Annotated in this window: 14 protein-coding genes and 2 pseudogenes; 13 read left to right on the top strand and 3 right to left on the bottom strand. The window is 64.7% G+C overall.

The genetic code is table 11. The features are described from left to right. Positions 1 to 26: 26 nt before the first annotated feature. From D1F64_RS13290 to D1F64_RS13255, 10 genes and pseudogenes are all read left to right on the top strand, one after another. Positions 27 to 575 (top strand): ATP-binding cassette domain-containing protein, encoded by a 549-nt coding sequence (locus tag D1F64_RS13290; RefSeq protein ID WP_248304456.1) that lies wholly within the window; start codon positions 27 to 29, stop codon positions 573 to 575. After that, entirely contained in the window at positions 572 to 979 is a 408-nt protein-coding gene (locus D1F64_RS25445; RefSeq protein WP_346432238.1) for an ABC transporter permease, read from the top strand. Before D1F64_RS13290 ends, D1F64_RS25445 begins: the two co-directional genes overlap by 4 nt. Next, positions 901 to 1,377 carry an ABC transporter permease gene (locus D1F64_RS25440; RefSeq protein ID WP_346432237.1) on the top strand — a complete coding sequence of 159 codons (477 nt, stop codon included), beginning with the start codon at positions 901 to 903 and terminating at the stop codon, positions 1,375 to 1,377. Before D1F64_RS25445 ends, D1F64_RS25440 begins: the two co-directional genes overlap by 79 nt. Before the next feature lie 25 nt (positions 1,378 to 1,402). Further along, complete coding sequence (locus D1F64_RS13280; protein ID WP_248304836.1) at positions 1,403 to 1,699, top strand: hypothetical protein; 297 nt, start codon at positions 1,403 to 1,405, stop codon at positions 1,697 to 1,699. Beyond that, positions 1,660 to 1,842: a hypothetical protein gene (locus D1F64_RS24655; RefSeq protein ID WP_346432326.1), complete on the top strand. Its 183-nt coding sequence runs from the start codon at positions 1,660 to 1,662 to the stop codon at positions 1,840 to 1,842. The genes D1F64_RS13280 and D1F64_RS24655 overlap by 40 nt, the downstream gene beginning before the upstream one ends. Further along, positions 1,839 to 2,285: a PaaI family thioesterase gene (locus D1F64_RS13275; RefSeq protein ID WP_117412830.1), complete on the top strand. Its 447-nt coding sequence runs from the start codon at positions 1,839 to 1,841 to the stop codon at positions 2,283 to 2,285. Before D1F64_RS24655 ends, D1F64_RS13275 begins: the two co-directional genes overlap by 4 nt. A gap of 66 nt (positions 2,286 to 2,351) precedes the next feature. Continuing rightward, complete coding sequence (locus D1F64_RS13270; RefSeq protein WP_117412829.1) at positions 2,352 to 2,585, top strand: type II toxin-antitoxin system CcdA family antitoxin; 234 nt, start codon at positions 2,352 to 2,354, stop codon at positions 2,583 to 2,585. Between the two features lie 12 nt (positions 2,586 to 2,597). Beyond that, a complete protein-coding gene (locus D1F64_RS13265; protein WP_117412828.1) occupies positions 2,598 to 2,924 on the top strand; it encodes a CcdB family protein in 327 nt (108 codons plus the stop codon). A gap of 38 nt (positions 2,925 to 2,962) precedes the next feature. Further along, entirely contained in the window at positions 2,963 to 3,412 is a 450-nt protein-coding gene (locus tag D1F64_RS13260) for a GNAT family N-acetyltransferase (RefSeq protein WP_117412827.1), read from the top strand. 103 nt (positions 3,413 to 3,515) lie between these two features. After that, positions 3,516 to 4,633 (top strand): annotated as a pseudogene (locus tag D1F64_RS13255) (isovaleryl-CoA dehydrogenase). A 218-nt stretch (positions 4,634 to 4,851) separates the two neighbouring features. Here D1F64_RS13255 and D1F64_RS13250 read toward each other — a convergent pair. Beyond that, positions 4,852 to 7,572, bottom strand: a complete 2,721-nt coding sequence (locus tag D1F64_RS13250; RefSeq protein ID WP_117412826.1) for a ribonuclease E/G — start codon at positions 7,570 to 7,572, stop codon at positions 4,852 to 4,854. A gap of 965 nt (positions 7,573 to 8,537) precedes the next feature. On the opposite strand from D1F64_RS13250, the gene D1F64_RS13245 reads away from it, so the two are divergent. The 3 genes and pseudogenes from D1F64_RS13245 (at position 8,538) to prfB (ending at position 13,942) form a co-directional block, all read left to right on the top strand. Further along, a complete protein-coding gene (locus D1F64_RS13245) occupies positions 8,538 to 9,812 on the top strand; it encodes an N-acetylmuramoyl-L-alanine amidase (protein ID WP_248304455.1) in 1,275 nt (424 codons plus the stop codon). A gap of 353 nt (positions 9,813 to 10,165) precedes the next feature. Then, a pseudogene (locus D1F64_RS13240) lies at positions 10,166 to 12,648 on the top strand (penicillin-binding protein 1A). Between the two features lie 162 nt (positions 12,649 to 12,810). Next, a protein-coding gene (gene prfB, locus D1F64_RS13235; protein ID WP_117414590.1) for a peptide chain release factor 2 occupies positions 12,811 to 13,942 on the top strand; the annotation gives its coding sequence in 2 pieces (ribosomal slippage) (positions 12,811 to 12,879 and positions 12,881 to 13,942; 1,131 coding nt in all). Between the two features lie 106 nt (positions 13,943 to 14,048). On the opposite strand, the gene D1F64_RS13230 is transcribed toward prfB, so the two are convergent. Both D1F64_RS13230 and D1F64_RS13225 read right to left on the bottom strand, forming a co-directional pair. Further along, positions 14,049 to 15,428: a M23 family metallopeptidase gene (locus D1F64_RS13230; protein WP_117412825.1), complete on the bottom strand. Its 1,380-nt coding sequence runs from the start codon at positions 15,426 to 15,428 to the stop codon at positions 14,049 to 14,051. A 99-nt stretch (positions 15,429 to 15,527) separates the two neighbouring features. Beyond that, positions 15,528 to 15,986, bottom strand: a complete 459-nt coding sequence (locus tag D1F64_RS13225) for a peroxiredoxin (RefSeq protein ID WP_117412824.1) — start codon at positions 15,984 to 15,986, stop codon at positions 15,528 to 15,530. Between the last annotated feature and the right edge of the window lie 200 nt (positions 15,987 to 16,186).

Genomic DNA, 16,186 nt, shown 5'->3' with positions numbered 1-16,186 from the left:
TTGAGGGGCGCGGAGTAAGCGCCGCGTTGCTGGACGTTGCCTCGGGCGGGTGCGTCGTGGTGCGCGGGGCGTCGGGCTCGGGCAAGACCAGGCTTTTGCGCGCGATCGCGGATCTTGATCCCAACGAGGGACAGGTGCTGTGTGGCGGGCTGGACCGGCGCGCGATGCCGGCGTCCCGTTGGCGGCGCAAGGTGGCGTTCGTTCCGGCGGAAAGCGGCTGGTGGGACGACATCGTGCGCGATCATTTTCCCGCCGCTGCCGATCCCGTGGCCGAATTGGAGGCGCTTGGCCTGCCGCGCGAGGCGCTGGATTGGCGCGTCGAGCGTCTGTCGACCGGCGAACGCCAGCGTCTGGCGCTTGCGCGGGCACTCGCGGGCAAACCGGATGTCCTGCTGCTTGATGAGCCGACGTCGGGGCTCGATGCGGAGGCGCGCACGGCCGTGGAGTCGCGGCTGCGGCGGTTTCGTGACGGTGGCGGCGCAATCGTACTGGTCACCCATGACGCGGATCAGGCGCAACGGCTCGGCGCGAGCCATCTGACGGTCGCCGGCGGACGGCTCGAGGATGCGGCATGACCGGCTATCACCCGCTGGAATATTCCGATCTCGCGTGGGCGTCGAGTTTCCTCGTGCTCAACGCGGTGTTGTCGGTGTTGCTCGGTCTGGGTATCGCACGGTCTCTGGTTGTTTCGGCCTTGCGGATGACGGTGCAACTGCTGCTGGTCGGCATCGCGCTGAAATGGATCTTTGCGCAATCCTCGCTGTGGCTGACGCTGGCGGTGGCGCTGTTGATGACGTTGCTGGCGGCCCGCGAAGTCTGGGCGCGCCAGTCGCGCAGGCTGTCCGGCCCGTGGGGTACGGGCTGGGCGCGACCAACATCCTGCTTGCCGGCGGTATCGTCATGGCGGTTGCGCTTACGACCCAAATCCAGCCCGACCCGTGGTACGCGCCGCGCTTTCTGCTGCCGATGTTCGGCATGATTCTCGGCAACGCGATGACAGGCGTCAGTCTCGGTCTGGATACCCTTGTCGAGAGTACCGTGCGTGACGCGCGCGCCGTCGAGGCGCGGCTGCTGCTGGGCCACACGCGCTGGGAGGCCATGCGGACGCTGTCGCGCCGCGCCATTCGTTCCGGTTTCATGCCGATCATCAATTCCATGGCCGCCACCGGCATCGTCGCCCTGCCGGGCATGATGACGGGTCAGATTCTCGCGGGCGCCGATCCCTCGGAGGCGGTGAAATACCAGGTGCTGATCATGTTCCTCATCGGCGGCGCCACGGGACTTGGCGTGCTTGGCGCGGTGATGGGCGGCGTCTGGCGGCTGACGGATGACCGCGACCGGTTGCGGCTGGACCGCTTGAGCGCCAATGTGAGCTGAGTCGAAACAGGGATTCACGGCAACGATGGCGCGGCCACCAAAAATCGGCGGCATTCTGGAGACTTCCGTCTATGTGGCGGACCTCGATGCGGCGCATGCCTTCTACAACGGCATCCTCGGTCTGGAACGCATGGTGGGAGGCGACCGGCTGTCTGCCTATGATGCGGCGCCAGGGGAGGTCCTGCTTGTCTTCTTGCGTGGCGGGACGGCCAATGACGTCGAGACGCCCGGAGGGGTCATCCCCGGCCACCACAGCGAGGGCCGAGCCATTTCGCCTTCAAGATCGCCACGCGTGATCTCGATGCCTGGCGGGCGTATCTGACCGCGTCCGGCGTGCCGATCACCTCCGAGGTAACCTGGCCGGCCGGAGGCATCAGCCTCTATTTGAACGATCCCGACGGCAATGTGCTGGAGCTGGGCGCGCCGCCGAACTGGCCGAATTTTACCGAACTGGATGTCGAATGAGCGTCTTTGAGCCGCGCGATCCCGATTGGGAGGCCCGTGTACGGGCGAGTTTCGGCCGTCAGCCGTTCATGGAGCATCTGGGCGCGCGCATCGTGCATCTGGCGCCGGGCGAGGTGGATCTCGCGATGGCTCACCAGCCCGCGCTGACCCAGCAGCACGGGTTCTTTCACGCCGGCAGCACGGCGTCGATTGCCGACTCGGCCGCAGGCTACGCCGCCCTGTCGCTCTATCCGCCCGGCACCGGGGTGCTGACGACGGAATACAAGATCAATTTGCTGAACCCTGCGCGCGGCGATCAGCTCGTGGCGCGCGGCCGGGTGATCAAGCCGGGCCGTACGCTGACCATCTGCCGCGCCGACGTCTTTGGTCTTGACGACGCGCGCGAAACCCATGTCGCGACCGCGCTGTTCTCCATGATCTGTCTCGAGGGCATGGCCGATTGAGGGAGGCGGGAGGGCACGGGAGATGTATACTGGCACGACGAAGGTACTCGACAGGGTCTCGAAGCGATGAATAGGAAGATCGCCAGCGTTGAAGTCAGCGAGGAGCTGCTGCTCAGGGCGGAAGCTGCGGGCATAGACGTCTCGCAAGCTGTGGAAGAGGCCTTGCAGATCCGACTGGAGGCCGTCGCGCGCCGCGATGCCTGGGCCGAGGAGAACCGGGAGGGCCTGGAATCCTACCGCCGCTACATCGAGGCGCACGGAACGATGGGCGAGCGTCTCAAGCATCTTCGCCGGTTCTGAGGCCCGCCCGCCTTGGCTTCCTCCCTGCATCAGTTTGATGTGGTCGCTAATCTCGATGCGGCCTCACGCGAGGACGTCCCGTATCTGGTCATTCTCCAGCATGACCTCCTCGACGGTGTTCCGTCGGTCGTGGTTGCGCCGCTGGTCCGGGAGGCATTGTTCGCGCCCGTCGCCGGTTTGAACCTGACCGTTGCCATCGAAGGAGAGCGCTACCTGCTTGCCGTGAGCGATCTCTTTGCGATCTTGCGGCGGGCTCTTTCGTCATCCGCCATTGCGAGCCTCGCCGGCAGGCGTGACGAGATTATCCGGTGTCTGGACCGGCTGTTCGTCGGATTCTGATACCCTCTCCTCGAAATTCACCTGAAACGCGAGAGCCCATGCCCGATTCCACCATCACTATCCGCCCTCTGGCACCCGCCGATCACGACCAGTGGGCCGCGCTGTGGAAGGATTATCTGACCTTCTACGAGACCGAGAAGCCGCAGGAAATCTATGACACCACCTGGGCGCGGCTGATGACGGCGGGCGAGGACCCGTATGGCCTGTGCGCGGTGGATGCTGACGGCAGGCTCGTCGGAATCGTCCACTATCTGTTCCACCGCACCACCTGGATGATCGAGGACACCTGCTATCTGCAGGATCTCTATGCGGATCCGGCGGTGCGCGGTCAGGGCATCGGCCGCAAGCTGATCGAGGCGGTGTATGACGCCGCCGATGAGGCCGGCGCCGGTGCCGTTTACTGGACGACGCAGCATTTCAACGCAACCGCGCGTCAGCTCTACGATCGTATCGGAAAACTCACGCCCTTCATCAAATACGCGCGCTGAGGCGCGCCACAAACGCAGAGCGGACCGCAGAGATCCGCCGGGAGGACCCCATGATCCCAATGCACCCAAGGCCTTCAACTTCAACCTCGGCGAGACGGCCGACATGCTGCGCGACAGCGTGCACTCCTTCTCGCAGGACCGCATCGCGCCGCTGGCGGAAAAGATCGATCGCGACGATTGGTTCCCGCGCGAGCTGTGGCCGGAAATGGGCGCGCTCGGGCTGCACGGCATCACGGTGGAAGAGGAGTGGGGCGGGGCGGGTCTCGGCTACCTCGAGCATTGCATCGCCATGGAGGAGGTGAGCCGGGCCTCGGCGTCCATCGGGCTGTCCTATGGCGCCCATTCCAATCTGTGCGTCAACCAGATGCGGCGCTGGGGCACCGACGCGCAGAAGACCCGATATCTCGGCAAGCTGGTCTCCGGCGAGCATCTCGGCGCGCTGGCCATGTCGGAGACGGGGCAGGGTCCGACGTGGTCTCCATGAAGCTCAAGGCAGAGAAGAAGGGCGACCGCTATGTTCTCAACGGTTCCAAATTCTGGATCACCAACGGGCCGCAGGCCGACACGCTGATCGTCTACGCCAAGACGGACATGGCCGCCGGCTCGAAGGGCATCACGGCCTTCATCATCGAGAAGGCGTTTGCCGGGTTCTCCGTCGCCCAGAAGCTCGACAAGCTGGGCATGCGCGGCTCGGAAACCGGCGAGTTGGTCTTTCAAGACTGCGAGGTGCCGGAAGAAAACGTGCTCGGCGAGGTCGGCAAGGGCGTCAACGTTCTGATGTCGGGCCTCGACTACGAGCGCGCCGTCCTCGCTGCTGGCGCCATCGGCATCATGCAGGCGGCAATGGATGTGGTCATCCCGTATGTGCACGAACGCGAGCAGTTCGGCCAGCCGATCGGCACCTTCCAGCTCGTGCAGGGCAAGCTTGCCGACATGTATGTGATGATGAACGCCTCGCGCGCCTATTGCTACGCGGTCGCGCAGGCCTGCGACCGGGGCGAGACGACCCGCGAGGACGCCGCCGGCGCCATTCTGTATGCCGCGGAGAACGCCACGAAGATCGCGCTCGACGCCATCCAGCTTCTCGGCGGCAACGGCTACATCAACGAATACCCGACCGGACGCCTGCTGCGCGACGCCAAGCTCTACGAGATCGGCGCGGGCACCTCCGAAATCCGCCGCATGCTGATCGGCCGGGAACTGTTCGAGAAGACGAAGTAGGGCGGAGCGCAGAGCTGGGGCCGAAGACCCCGCCTTGGTCATGCTCAGGCTTGTCCCGAGCACCCATCTTCGCCTCGAAAAGAGGGATACTCGGCACAGGGCCGAGGACGACGCGGCACTCTTCGCCACGCTCCAACGAAAAAGGCTCCCGTACCAGTCCGGTGCGGGAGCCTTTTGTTTTCAAAGCGGTGTCAGTCTTTCTTCAGGCCAACGGCCTTTCAAAAGAATGAGCCACCACGCTGCCACCAGCCCGAGCGCTTCTTGCGCGGGGTCTTGTCCTCGGCGGCTTTCGCAGGCTTTGCGGCAGGCTCCTCGGCGACGGCCGCGGCTACGTCGGAAACCGGCTCTTCGGCTTCTTGGGGCGCTTCGGCGGTCACGGGCTCTTCCGCAGGCTCCTCGGCCGCTTCGGCCGGCATCTCAACGGCCTTTGTCTCAACAGCCGGTGTCTCGACAGCCGGTGTCTCATCGGCGGAAACGTCAACCGGCGCCTCCTCGACAGGTGCCTCGGCTGCCTCGGGTTCGTCCGCGGCGGTTTCGGCAGGCTCGGACGCAGCTTCAACGGGCTCCGGCGTTTCGCCGGTGTCGTCTGCATTGGTTCCCACAGCCGTCACGACGCCCGCTTCGCCCGGGTCGGATACGGAGTCATCGGCCTGCGCCGTCTCCGCGTTCCCCGATTCGCCGTCGGATGCCTGGGCGTCCGTGTCCTCGGAGCCGGCCTCGCTGGCGTCGCGACCCCGGCGGCCACGGCGTCCGCCGCGGCGGCCACGGCGGCGCTTCTTCGGCCGGTCGTCGTCGCCTTCCTCGTCGTCGGTGCCTTCGGCGGACGCGGCCTTCTCGGCCGGCGCCTCGTCGTCGTCAGCCTTGGAGGCATCCTTCGCGTCGGCCTGCTCGCCGGACTCGGATGCGTCACCGCCACGCCGGCGCCTGCGGCGCTTGCGCTTGCGGGTGCCATCGTCGGAAGCCGTTTCCGCCTTGACGGTTGCCTCTTCGATCTCCTCGTCGATCTCTTCCTCGATGTCGTCCTCGTCCTCGATCTCCGGCATGATGGTGTCGGGATGGACGATCGCGGCGATCGCCGGGCGCACGGCCTCGTCGCCGATGGCGGGCTCGCCGCGGTCGAGGACGAAATGCTGCGTGCCGATTTCCTCATCCGCCGAGATGGCGATGTTGAGGCCGAAGCGCATCTCCAGTTCCATCAGGTGATGGCGCTTCTGGTTGAGAATGTAGAGCGCCGCCGGCGTGTGCGTGCGCACGTTGATGTGGTGGCTGGAGTGGCGCAGGAGGTGATCCTCCAGCGCGCGCAGCACGTGCAGCGCCACCGACTCGGTGGAGCGGATCATGCCGGAGCCATGGCAGTGCGGGCAGTGTTCGGTGGAGCTTTCCAGCACGCCGGTGCGGATGCGCTGACGCGACATTTCCAGCAGGCCGAAGTGCGAGATCCGGCCAACCTGGATGCGCGCGCGGTCGGACTTCAGGCTGTCCTTCATCCGCTTCTCAACCGCGCGGTTGTTCCGGTTCTCTTCCATGTCGATGAAATCGATCACGATCAGGCCGGCGAGATCGCGCAGACGCAACTGGCGGGCGACTTCCTCGGCCGCTTCCAGGTTGGTCTGCAGCGCCGTGTCCTCGATCGAGTGCTCGCGGGTCGACTTGCCCGAGTTCACGTCGATGGCCACCAGCGCTTCGGTCTGGTTGATCACGATGTAGCCGCCTGAGCGCAGGGTGACGTCGGGCGAGAACATGGCGTCGAGCTGGGCTTCCACGCCGTGCTTGGTGAACACCGGTGTGGAGCTGCGATAGGGCTGGACGTTCTTGGCATGGCTCGGCATGAGCATGCGCATGAAATCCTTGGCCTCGCGGTAGGCGTCCTCGCCGGCGACCAGAATCTCGTCGATGTCCTTGTTGTAGAGATCGCGGATCGAGCGCTTGACCAGGCTGCCTTCCTCGTAGACCAGGCACGGCGCCACGGAGCGCAGCGTCAGTTCACGCACGTTCTCCCAAAGGCGCAGCAGATACTCGAAGTCGCGCTTGATCTCGGCCTTGGTGCGGCTGGCGCCCGCGGTGCGCAGGATGACGCCCATGCCCTCGGGCACTTCCAGCTCGTTGGCCACCGTCTTCAGGCGCTTGCGGTCGGTCACATTGGTGATCTTGCGGGAAATCCCGCCGCCGCGGCCGGTGTTCGGCATCAGCACGGAGTACCGTCCGGCGAGCGAGAGGTAGGTGGTCAGAGCCGCGCCCTTGTTGCCGCGCTCTTCCTTGACGACCTGCACCAGCAGCACCTGACGGCGCTTAATGACTTCCTGGATCTTGTAGTGACGGCGCGGCCGCGCGCGGCGCACCGGCACTTCCTCCATGGCGTCTTCGGCGCCAACGGATTCAACCAGTTCGTCGTCGTTCTTGACGTCCGCGTCGCCCTTGGCGGCCGGTTCGTCGTCGTCGTGATCGTCTTCGGGCGTATCCTCGACGTTGCCGATGTGGCCGGAGGGAGGCAGATTGTCGGACTCGGCATCGTCGTCCGAGCCCTCGTCAACATTTCCGGCGGATGCAGCGGCTTCCGCGTCTTCGGCGCTTTCGCTGACGCTGGCGTCCTTCTTGCGGCGCGACGGCCTGCTCGAGCGGGACTTGCTGCTGGCGGCTTCGTCCTCGGCGGCCTCGGCTTCTTCCTGCTCGAGCAGGGCTTTGCGGTCGGCGACCGGGATCTGATAGAAATCCGGGTGAATTTCGCTGAAGGCGAGAAAGCCGTGGCGGTTGCCGCCGTAGTCGACGAAGGCCGCCTGCAGCGACGGCTCGACGCGCGTTACCTTGGCGAGATAAATGTTTCCCCGCAGCTGTTTGCGATTGGCTGCTTCGAAATCGAATTCCTCAACGCGATTGCCGCGCACCACGACGACCCGGGTCTCCTCCGGGTGTGCGGCGTCGATAAGCATCTTGTTTGCCATTGATTGGATTCTCCACGACCGAAGCACGGAACCGGCGCAGTGTGCTGCCGATCTTGCGTTCCGCCTGCATGGTCGCTCTGACGGTGTGTCTTGTGATGAATGTCCGCGGGCGTCGCATAGACCAGGACGCAGGCGGCCAATGATGTGGCGCCTGTCGTACTCTTGAAACTTTCTGGTCCGGCGTATTCGCTCATCGCGACGCTCGATTTGACTGTGCGATAGTGATCAGGTCGGCGATTGGACCGACCGCGAAATTCTCGTGCGGTCCCGTTTCACACGGGAGCGCACGGCAGTGTCTTTGGATTTGGCAGCGTCCGACCGGTCGTCCGCGAGTGCGTGGCCGTCAGCAAGTGCGTGACCGCCAGCGACATGCCGGGGGCACAATCACTTGCGTGCCGTATCAGCCCTCGCGCGGGCCATGACAGCCCGGTCCTTTGAATGTGACAGGAGATGCCTGCTACAGGGATTACCGGGCGCATTCAAAATCTTCGCCCCGGGAGGGATGGTGCCCGATTGCGAAGTGAGTCGGTCATTGACCAAAATCCAATTTGTTCTTTTAAGGACAGTAGGGCGACTTGGCAAGATAAGGCTAGAATGTTCCTTCAGGGCGAATCTTCGCGGGAATTGCGGGCGAACGCCTGTGTTTTCCCTTGTGAGTACGAAGAAACACCAAGGTTTGGGCCGTTGTCAGGCGCTTGACCGCGGCGCGGCTCGACAATCCCGGCAATGACTGGTTAACCATGAAGGCCTAGTCTTTCGGGCAGTCGCGGAGCCAGGGACGGCCGGCCGCAATCCGTCCTCGCGGAGGTTTCCGGCGGCCGTGCGCGGCGGGAGGCGCGGTTTGTTCGACGATACCGTTCGTGCTATCGGGCCGAATGACGAGAAACGATGTATTTTGGAGGTAGGGAGTGCGGTTTCGCCGGCAGGTGGCATTCGGTCGCCGGCGTGTGCTCCGGGAGCTGTTGATGGTTTTTCGAAGACTGGTCGGTGTCTTCGGCGTCCAGGGCGCCTGTGTTCTGTGTCTCGGTCTCGTCATGGCTGTGGCGGCAGGCGTGCCCGGAACGCGGGCTGCATCGCAAATGACCGGCGCCGGCAGCGAGGGCGGCATTCGCGTCTCCGCGGCGCGCGTTGCGGGCGACGACACCCGCACCCGTTTCATCGCCGATCTCAGCGAGGGCGTGGTGTATTCCGTATCGGGACTGGCGGATCCCTACCGTATCATCATTGATCTGCCGGAGGTGCAGTTCGACCTTGAGCGCGAGACGGGCGCAACGGGCAGGGGGCTTGTCTCCGCCTGGCGCTACGGGTTGTTCGCGCCGGGAAAATCCCGCGTTGTGCTGGATATGTCGGGTCCGGTGAAGATCGACAAGTCCTTCGTACTGCCGCCGGTCGACGGTCAGCCGGCCCGTCTGGTGATCGATTTCGTCAAATCCACCCGCGCGTCGTTCGAGGTTGACTTCGCGCGTGAAGAGAGGCCCGACCCCGGGCAGGCTGACGAGGCGCATGGCAAGGGCGACCGCATGGCCGTCGCGCCGCCGCAGAGCGGCCGTCCGGTGATCGTTCTTGATCCCGGCCACGGAGGCATCGATTCCGGCGCCACCGGGCACAAGGGAACGCTCGAGAAGGCCGTGGTGCTGGATTTCGCGAGTGTCCTGAAGCGCAAGCTGGAGCAGGAGGGCCTGTATGACGTGCATCTGACGCGGACCTCCGACACGTTCATCCCGCTGCGCAAGCGGGTGGAAATGGCGCGGGCGCTCGATGCGAAGCTGTTCATTTCGATTCATGCCGATTCCGCGCCGCAGAGCTATGTTCGCGGCGCGACCGTCTACACCCTGTCCGAGAGGGCATCGGACCGGGTGGCGGCCGCGCTGGCGGAGCGAGAAAACAGCTCCGACGTTTTGGCCGGCGTCGATCTGACGGAAGAACCCGGCGACGTCGCCGACATCCTCATCGATCTCACGCGGCGCGAAACCAAGAATTTCTCGATTTTTCTCTCCCGCGCCATCGTGGGTGAATTGCGCAGCGCCATCCGGTTGATCAAAAATCCGCAGCGTTCCGCCGGGTTCCGCGTGCTCAAGGCGCACGACGTGCCGTCGGTCCTGGTGGAACTGGGGTACCTTTCCAACAAGCACGACGAGACGCTGCTGACCTCTCCTGAGTGGCGTGAGCGCACGACAGACGCGATTGCCGCGGCCATCGGGCGATTCTTCCGCCCGCAACTTGCCAAAGGCGGCGAATAGACCTCCCGCATACAGGCCGGTGCGCGGAGTTTCGTCGCCTCAGCATCGCCACATTGGTGACCGAAGCAGACACGTGTGGATCTGCCCTGTGACGGGTGTCTTTCCTAGGTTCGAAATACGGGCCCGGCGCGATGAGCGCGCCAAGGCGGCGTCACAGTGGATCCCGAACGCGTATACCCATCGTGAGAACATGCGATCCTTGAAACACAGGCGAGCAGAATCAGTATGATGGAGGCATTGCACATGCGGAGTCAGCGTGTGTGTCTCTGTGGAGTTCGCGGGCCCGTTGCGAAACCGTCTTGCGCTTGCCCGTTGCTCTGCTACCTATGCCCGGAAACCAGCGGACCCGGTCTATGAAGTTTCTTGTAAAGCTGTTCGGCTATCTCTTCGGAATCGGTACGGTTCTGTTCATTCTCGTAGCGGCGGGCGTGGGCTGGTATCTGTCCCGGGAGGCCGATGATCTGCCCGATTACACGGCGCTGAAGAACTACGAGCCGCCGGTGATGACGCGCGTCCACGCGGCCGACGGCAGCCTGATCGCGGAATATGCCCACCAGCGCCGCATGTTTCTGCCGATCCAGGCGATCCCCGAGATGCTGAAGAACGCCTATCTCTCCGCCGAGGACAAGAACTTTTACGATCACATCGGTGTCGATCCGGAAGGCATCGCGCGCGCGGCGTTCAAGTACATCCAGAACTACGGCACGGGACGCCGTCCCGAAGGCGCTTCGACGATCACCCAGCAGGTGGCGAAGAACTTCCTGCTGACCAACGAGGTTTCCATCGAGCGCAAGGTCAAGGAAGCGTTGCTGGCGCTGCGTATCGAGGAAGCCTACACGAAGGACGAGATCCTCGAGCTGTATCTCAACGAGATCTATCTCGGCCTTGGCGCCTATGGTGTGGCCGCCGCGTCGCTGCTGTATTTCGACAAGTCGGTGCACGAGCTGACGCTGGCGGAGGCCGCCTATCTGGCCGCCCTGCCCAAGGGCCCGACGAATTATCACCCGTTCCGCTACCCGCAGGCCGCGATCGCGCGCCGCAACTGGGTGATCGACCGGATGGTCGTCAACGGGTTCACCACCGTCGAGGAGGGCGAGAAGGCCAAGGGCGAGCCGCTCAAGGTGACGCCGCGCACGACCGGCGCCCAGCTCTTCGCGACCGAATATTTCGCCGAGGAAGTCCGCCGCAAGATCGTGGAGATCTACGGCGACGACCGGCTCTATGAAGGTGGCCTGTCGGTTCGCTCGACGCTGGATCCGAAGCTCCAGGTGCTCGCCCGCGAGGCGCTGATGAACGGCCTGGTGAATTTTGACCGCGAACGCGGCGGCTGGCGGGGTCCGGTGGATCAAATCGATCTGGACACCGGCGAGTGGGGCGGCAAGATCGCCAAGATCGAAGGGCTCAGCGACGTTCCGGAGTGGCGGCTGGCTGTGGTCCTCGGGGTGAACGAGGAGCAGGCCGTGATCGGCCTGAAGCCGCAGACGCTGGTGTCCGGCGCGCTGTCCACCGATCGCGAGCGTGGCCGGATCTCGTTTCAGGACGTGAAATGGGCCCGCTGGGCCGAGGGGCCGAAAAAGGGCACGGCGCCCAAGGGCGTCAACGACGTCTTGCAGGCCGGCGATGTCGTCTATGTCGAGCGGCTGGACGATCCGCTCGGTGGCACCAGCGATGCCTGGACGCTGCGCCAGGTGCCGAAGGTCTCCGGGCCATCGCGGCCATGGATCCCTATACCGGCCGGGTGCTCGCTATGATCGGCGGCTTCAGCTTTGCCCAGAGCGAATTCAACCGCGCGACGCAGGCCTACCGGCAGCCCGGCTCCTCCTTCAAGCCTTTCGTCTACGCCGCGGCGCTCGACAACGGCTACACGCCGTCCAGCGTGGTGATGGACGCGCCGATTGCGGTGGAGCAGGGCGGCGGACAGGCGACCTGGACGCCGCAGAACTATGGCGGAAAGTTCTATGGACCCTCGACGCTGCGCACCGGCATCGAGAAGTCGCGCAACGTCATGACCGTGCGCCTGGCCCAGGATATGGGGATGCCGTTGGTTGCGGAATACGCGCGTCGCTTTGGCATCTACGACAAGATGATGCCGGTACTGTCCATGGCGCTCGGCGCGGGCGAGACCACGGTGTTGCGGCTGACGTCGGCCTATTCGATGCTTGCCAATGGCGGCCGCAAGGTCACGCCGACACTGATCGACCGGGTGCAGGACCGCTATGGCCGCACGATCTACAAGCATGAGGAGCGGGTCTGCGACGCCTGCGACGCGGATGCGTGGAACGGGCAGGACGAGCCCGAGCTGATCGACAATCGCGAGCAGGTGCTCGATCCCATGACCGCCTATCAGATCACGTCGATGATGGAGGGCGTGGTGCTGCGCGGCACCGCGCCGGGCGTCCAGAAGGTCGGCAAGCCGGTGGCGGGCAAGACGGGCACCACCAACGACGAGCGTGACGCGTGGTTCGTGGGCTATTCGCCCGACCTCGCCGTCGGTGTCTTCGTCGGTTACGACAATCCCCAGCCCATGGGCCGCGGGGCGACGGGCGGTCACGTCGCTGCGCCGATCTTCACGGAATTCATGAAGAAGGCGCTGGCCGAAAAGCCCGCCGTCGAGTTCCGGGTGCCGCAGGGACTGGACCTGATTCCGATCAACCGCCGCACCGGCCTGCGTGCTTCCGCCGGCGCCCCGGGGACCATCCTGGAGGCCTTCAAGCCCGGCACCTCGCCTCCGGACACCTATTCGGTGATCGGCTTCGAGGACGAGATGGGCATTCCGCGCACCGTGACGCCGGAAGCCGACCGGGCGATCATGTCCGGTACGGGCGGCCTCTACTGACGCGCGGATATCCCAAGTAACCGCCGCGGGCATCATGCGCGCGGCGGTTTACAGCGGTGGCATCGGCGGTTAGGGTCGCGGCCCGTCCATGAAGGAACGCCCGGTTTGACCGGGTTTGCCCTTCGGACCCTCTTTCTCTCTCACCAACGCATGAGGCTTTTGATGCGCGCCGAAACACAGGCGATCGTCGACGAAATCAAGCAGGCGCTCGCCCTGCTGAGGAGGCATCTTTGACTGGGATCGCGCCCTTTCCCGTCTTGATGAACTGAACGCCGCCGCCGAAGACCCCGATCTGTGGAACGATTCGGCGCGCGCGCAGAAGATGATGCGCGAGCGCCAGTACCTTGAGGATGGTATCGGCAATGTGCGGCGGATCGAAACCGAACTCAGCGACAATCTCGAGCTGATTGAACTTGGCGAAATGGAGGGCGATGCGGGCGTCGTTTCCGAAGCCGAGGCCGCGCTCAAGGAACTCGTCGCGGAGGCCGCGCGCCGTCAGGTCGAGACGCTGCTGTCCGGCGAGGCCGACGGCAACGACGCCTATATAGAAATCCACGCCGGCGCCGGCGGCACCGAGAGCCAGGACTGGGCCAACATGCTCATGCGGATGTACATCCGCTGGGCGGAAAAGCAGGGCTACAAGGTCGATATCCTCGAGGTGCACGACGGCGAGGAAGCGGGCATCAAGTCCGCCACGCTGCAGGTCAAGGGGCAGAACGCCTATGGCTGGGCGAAGACGGAATCCGGCGTGCACCGCCTGGTTCGGATCTCGCCTTACGACAGTCAGGCGCGCCGCCACACCAGCTTCGCCAGCGTGTGGATCTATCCCGTCATCGATGACACGATTGACATCGACATCGCCGAAAGCGATTGCCGGATCGACACGTACCGAGCGTCGGGCGCGGGCGGCCAGCACGTCAACACGACGGATTCGGCGGTGCGTATCACGCACATTCCGACAAATATCGTCGTGCAATGCCAGAACGAGCGTTCTCAGCACAAGAACCGTGCGACGGCGTGGTCCATGCTGAAGGCGCGCCTGTACGAGCGTGAATTGCAGATCCGCGAGGACAAGGCCAATGCCGAGGCTGCCTCGAAGACCGACATCGGCTGGGGGCACCAGATCCGCTCCTACGTGCTGCAGCCCTATCAGCTGGTCAAGGATCTGCGCACGGGCGTCGAGAAGACTGCGCCGCAGGATGTGCTGGACGGTGATTTGGAAGACTTCATGGAAGCGGCTCTGGCGCAGCGCGTGCAGGGCGATCCGGACACCGAGGTCGCCGATATCGATTGATCGCGCCTGGTCGCCAGGCGCATACGGCAATGCCCGCACGGTTTCCCGTGCGGGCATTTTGTTTTTGTATTGTGGAGCGCGCCGGCGGGCCGCCGTGCGGGCCGGACTATTGCAACGCGGCGCTCAGGCGGGTGCCGACATCGAGAAACGTTGACGGATTGCGCGGCGCGCCGTGCAGGCGGGTCTCATAGTGCAGATGCGGTCCGGTGCTGCGGCCCGAGGAGCCGACACTGCCGACGATCTTGCCGGCCTGAACGGATGTGCCCTTGGCGACGCGGATGCGGCTGAGATGGGCATAACGCGTCGTCAGACCATTGCCGTGGTCGATCTCCACCATCAATCCATATCCGCCGTTGCGGCCCGCGGAGACCACCGTGCCCGCAGCGGTCGCGCGCACGGCGGAACCATATTCGGCCTTGAAGTCGATGCCCGTGTGCATGGCCGCGCGGCCGAGGAAGGGATCCATCCTCTGACCGTAGCGGCTTGTCGTCGGCGCGCGCGGCACGGGCTGTGTCAGCGGCAGCGTATCGATGGCGCGGCGCAGGGCGCCCAGCCGGTCGATCGCGCGGTCGGCGCGCTCAGCGCGCGCGTCGAAACTGTCCGGGTTGAAGGGAATGAACGGGCCGCCCGAGGCCTGTGCATCGGTGTCGGCCAGATCGATGCCGAGAGGAGCGGTGACGTCCTCGATGCGGCCGATGCGCCGTTCGGCCGAGACGGCGATCGCGTCAAGCACGGCCATCGTCTGACGGTCCATCGTGCCCAGTGTCGAGGAGACCTGGTCCATGACCGCAAGATCGGCGGCGCTGTCTCCCGTTGCCCACGACGGTTGTTCCGGCGCCGGAACGGGAGGCAGGTGGTTTGAGACGCTGCCGCGCAGGCCCAGCGGGCCGGTGCCGCGATCGTGCAGCAGCAATGTTTCGCCTCCGAGACCGTCGAGCCCGGCAACCGGCTGCGCGGGCTGGGGCGAATCAATCAAGATGGCGGTTGCCTTGGGCGTTGCGGTAAGGCTCGGTTTGGCCGACGGGAGCGGCGCTAAGGCGAGCGCCAGGCCGGACTTGGCCGCCTTGTCGATGATCGCGGTCACCCGATCCTGGCGTTCATCGAGATGTTCCTGCCGGGCGAGAAGCAGCCGGATCTTTTCCTGATAGGCCTTCTGGTCGAGGATCTGGCGGCTGGTAATGCGGTCGTTTTGCACACGCAGCTCGGCAATGCGGTCCTCGTAGGCCGTCCGCACGTCGTCGTTGACGCCGGAGGCGGTCTCTATGAGCTGGTCGCGGTAGATCAGATATCCGGTGGCGGCGAGGTAGCCTGCGGCGATCACCGTCACGACGCTCAGCGCAATTCCCATCAGCCATGGCCGGATGGTGAAACAGCGCACCTGCTCACCGCGCGTGATGAAGACGCGATGCGGCTCATTGCGTGTGCCGGACGGGGGTGCGGATGTGTTCTTGTGCATCTTACCGATGGTCAGTCTTTCGAAGGTCACGGACCCTGCGTCAGACGCAGTACCCGATGGATCGAATTAGACCTTGGTAAGGTTAACAATTTCTAAGGTCAGGGCGCGTTTTGGGCGCCGTATGGACATCTACAGGGCCTGGGCCGCCTCGAGCACGGCTTCCGCGTGTCCGGGAACCTTGACCTTGCGCCAGATCCTGGCGATTTTCCCGTCCTTGCCGATCAGGAAGGTCGAGCGGTCGACCCCCATGTACTTGCGGCCATAGAGGGATTTTTCGATCCATACCCCGTAGGCCTCTGCCGCCGCCTTCTCTTCGTCGGCGACGAGCGTCACCGTGAGGTTCTGCTTGGCCTTGAAGTTCTGGTGCTTCTTGACGCTGTCGGGCGAGATCCCGATCACGGTCACGCCGGCCTTGGCGAAGTCCTCCTTCAGGTGGCTGAAGGCAATGGCTTCCTTGGTGCAGCCGGGGGTGTTGTCCTTGGGATAGAAGAAGAGCACGGCGCCGCTGAGCTCGGAAAGGCGCAGGCTTTCACCGCTGTCGGTGGGCAGTGAAAATTCCGGCGCCATCATGCCTTCGACGAGATCCATTGCGCTGCCTTCCTTTGATCCATTTTCCCATCCATCGTACCGGCAGATGAATGTGTCGGCGCGATGGCCGGAACGTGTGTGCCGTTGCCTGTCCGGATGGTGACCCACCGGCGCGCGCGGCGCTCGGTGGTGCGCGAGAATCGCCGCACGCTCGCCAACGGGCAGGTGAGCATGTCACGCCCGGCCGGTCCGGCCAAGAC

This window comes from Breoghania sp. L-A4 (assembly GCF_003432385.1).
Classification (GTDB): Bacteria; Pseudomonadota; Alphaproteobacteria; order Rhizobiales; family Stappiaceae; genus Breoghania.
The sequence above is the reverse complement of the archived record's forward strand: the minus strand, read 5'-3'. Positions and strand labels throughout refer to the sequence as shown.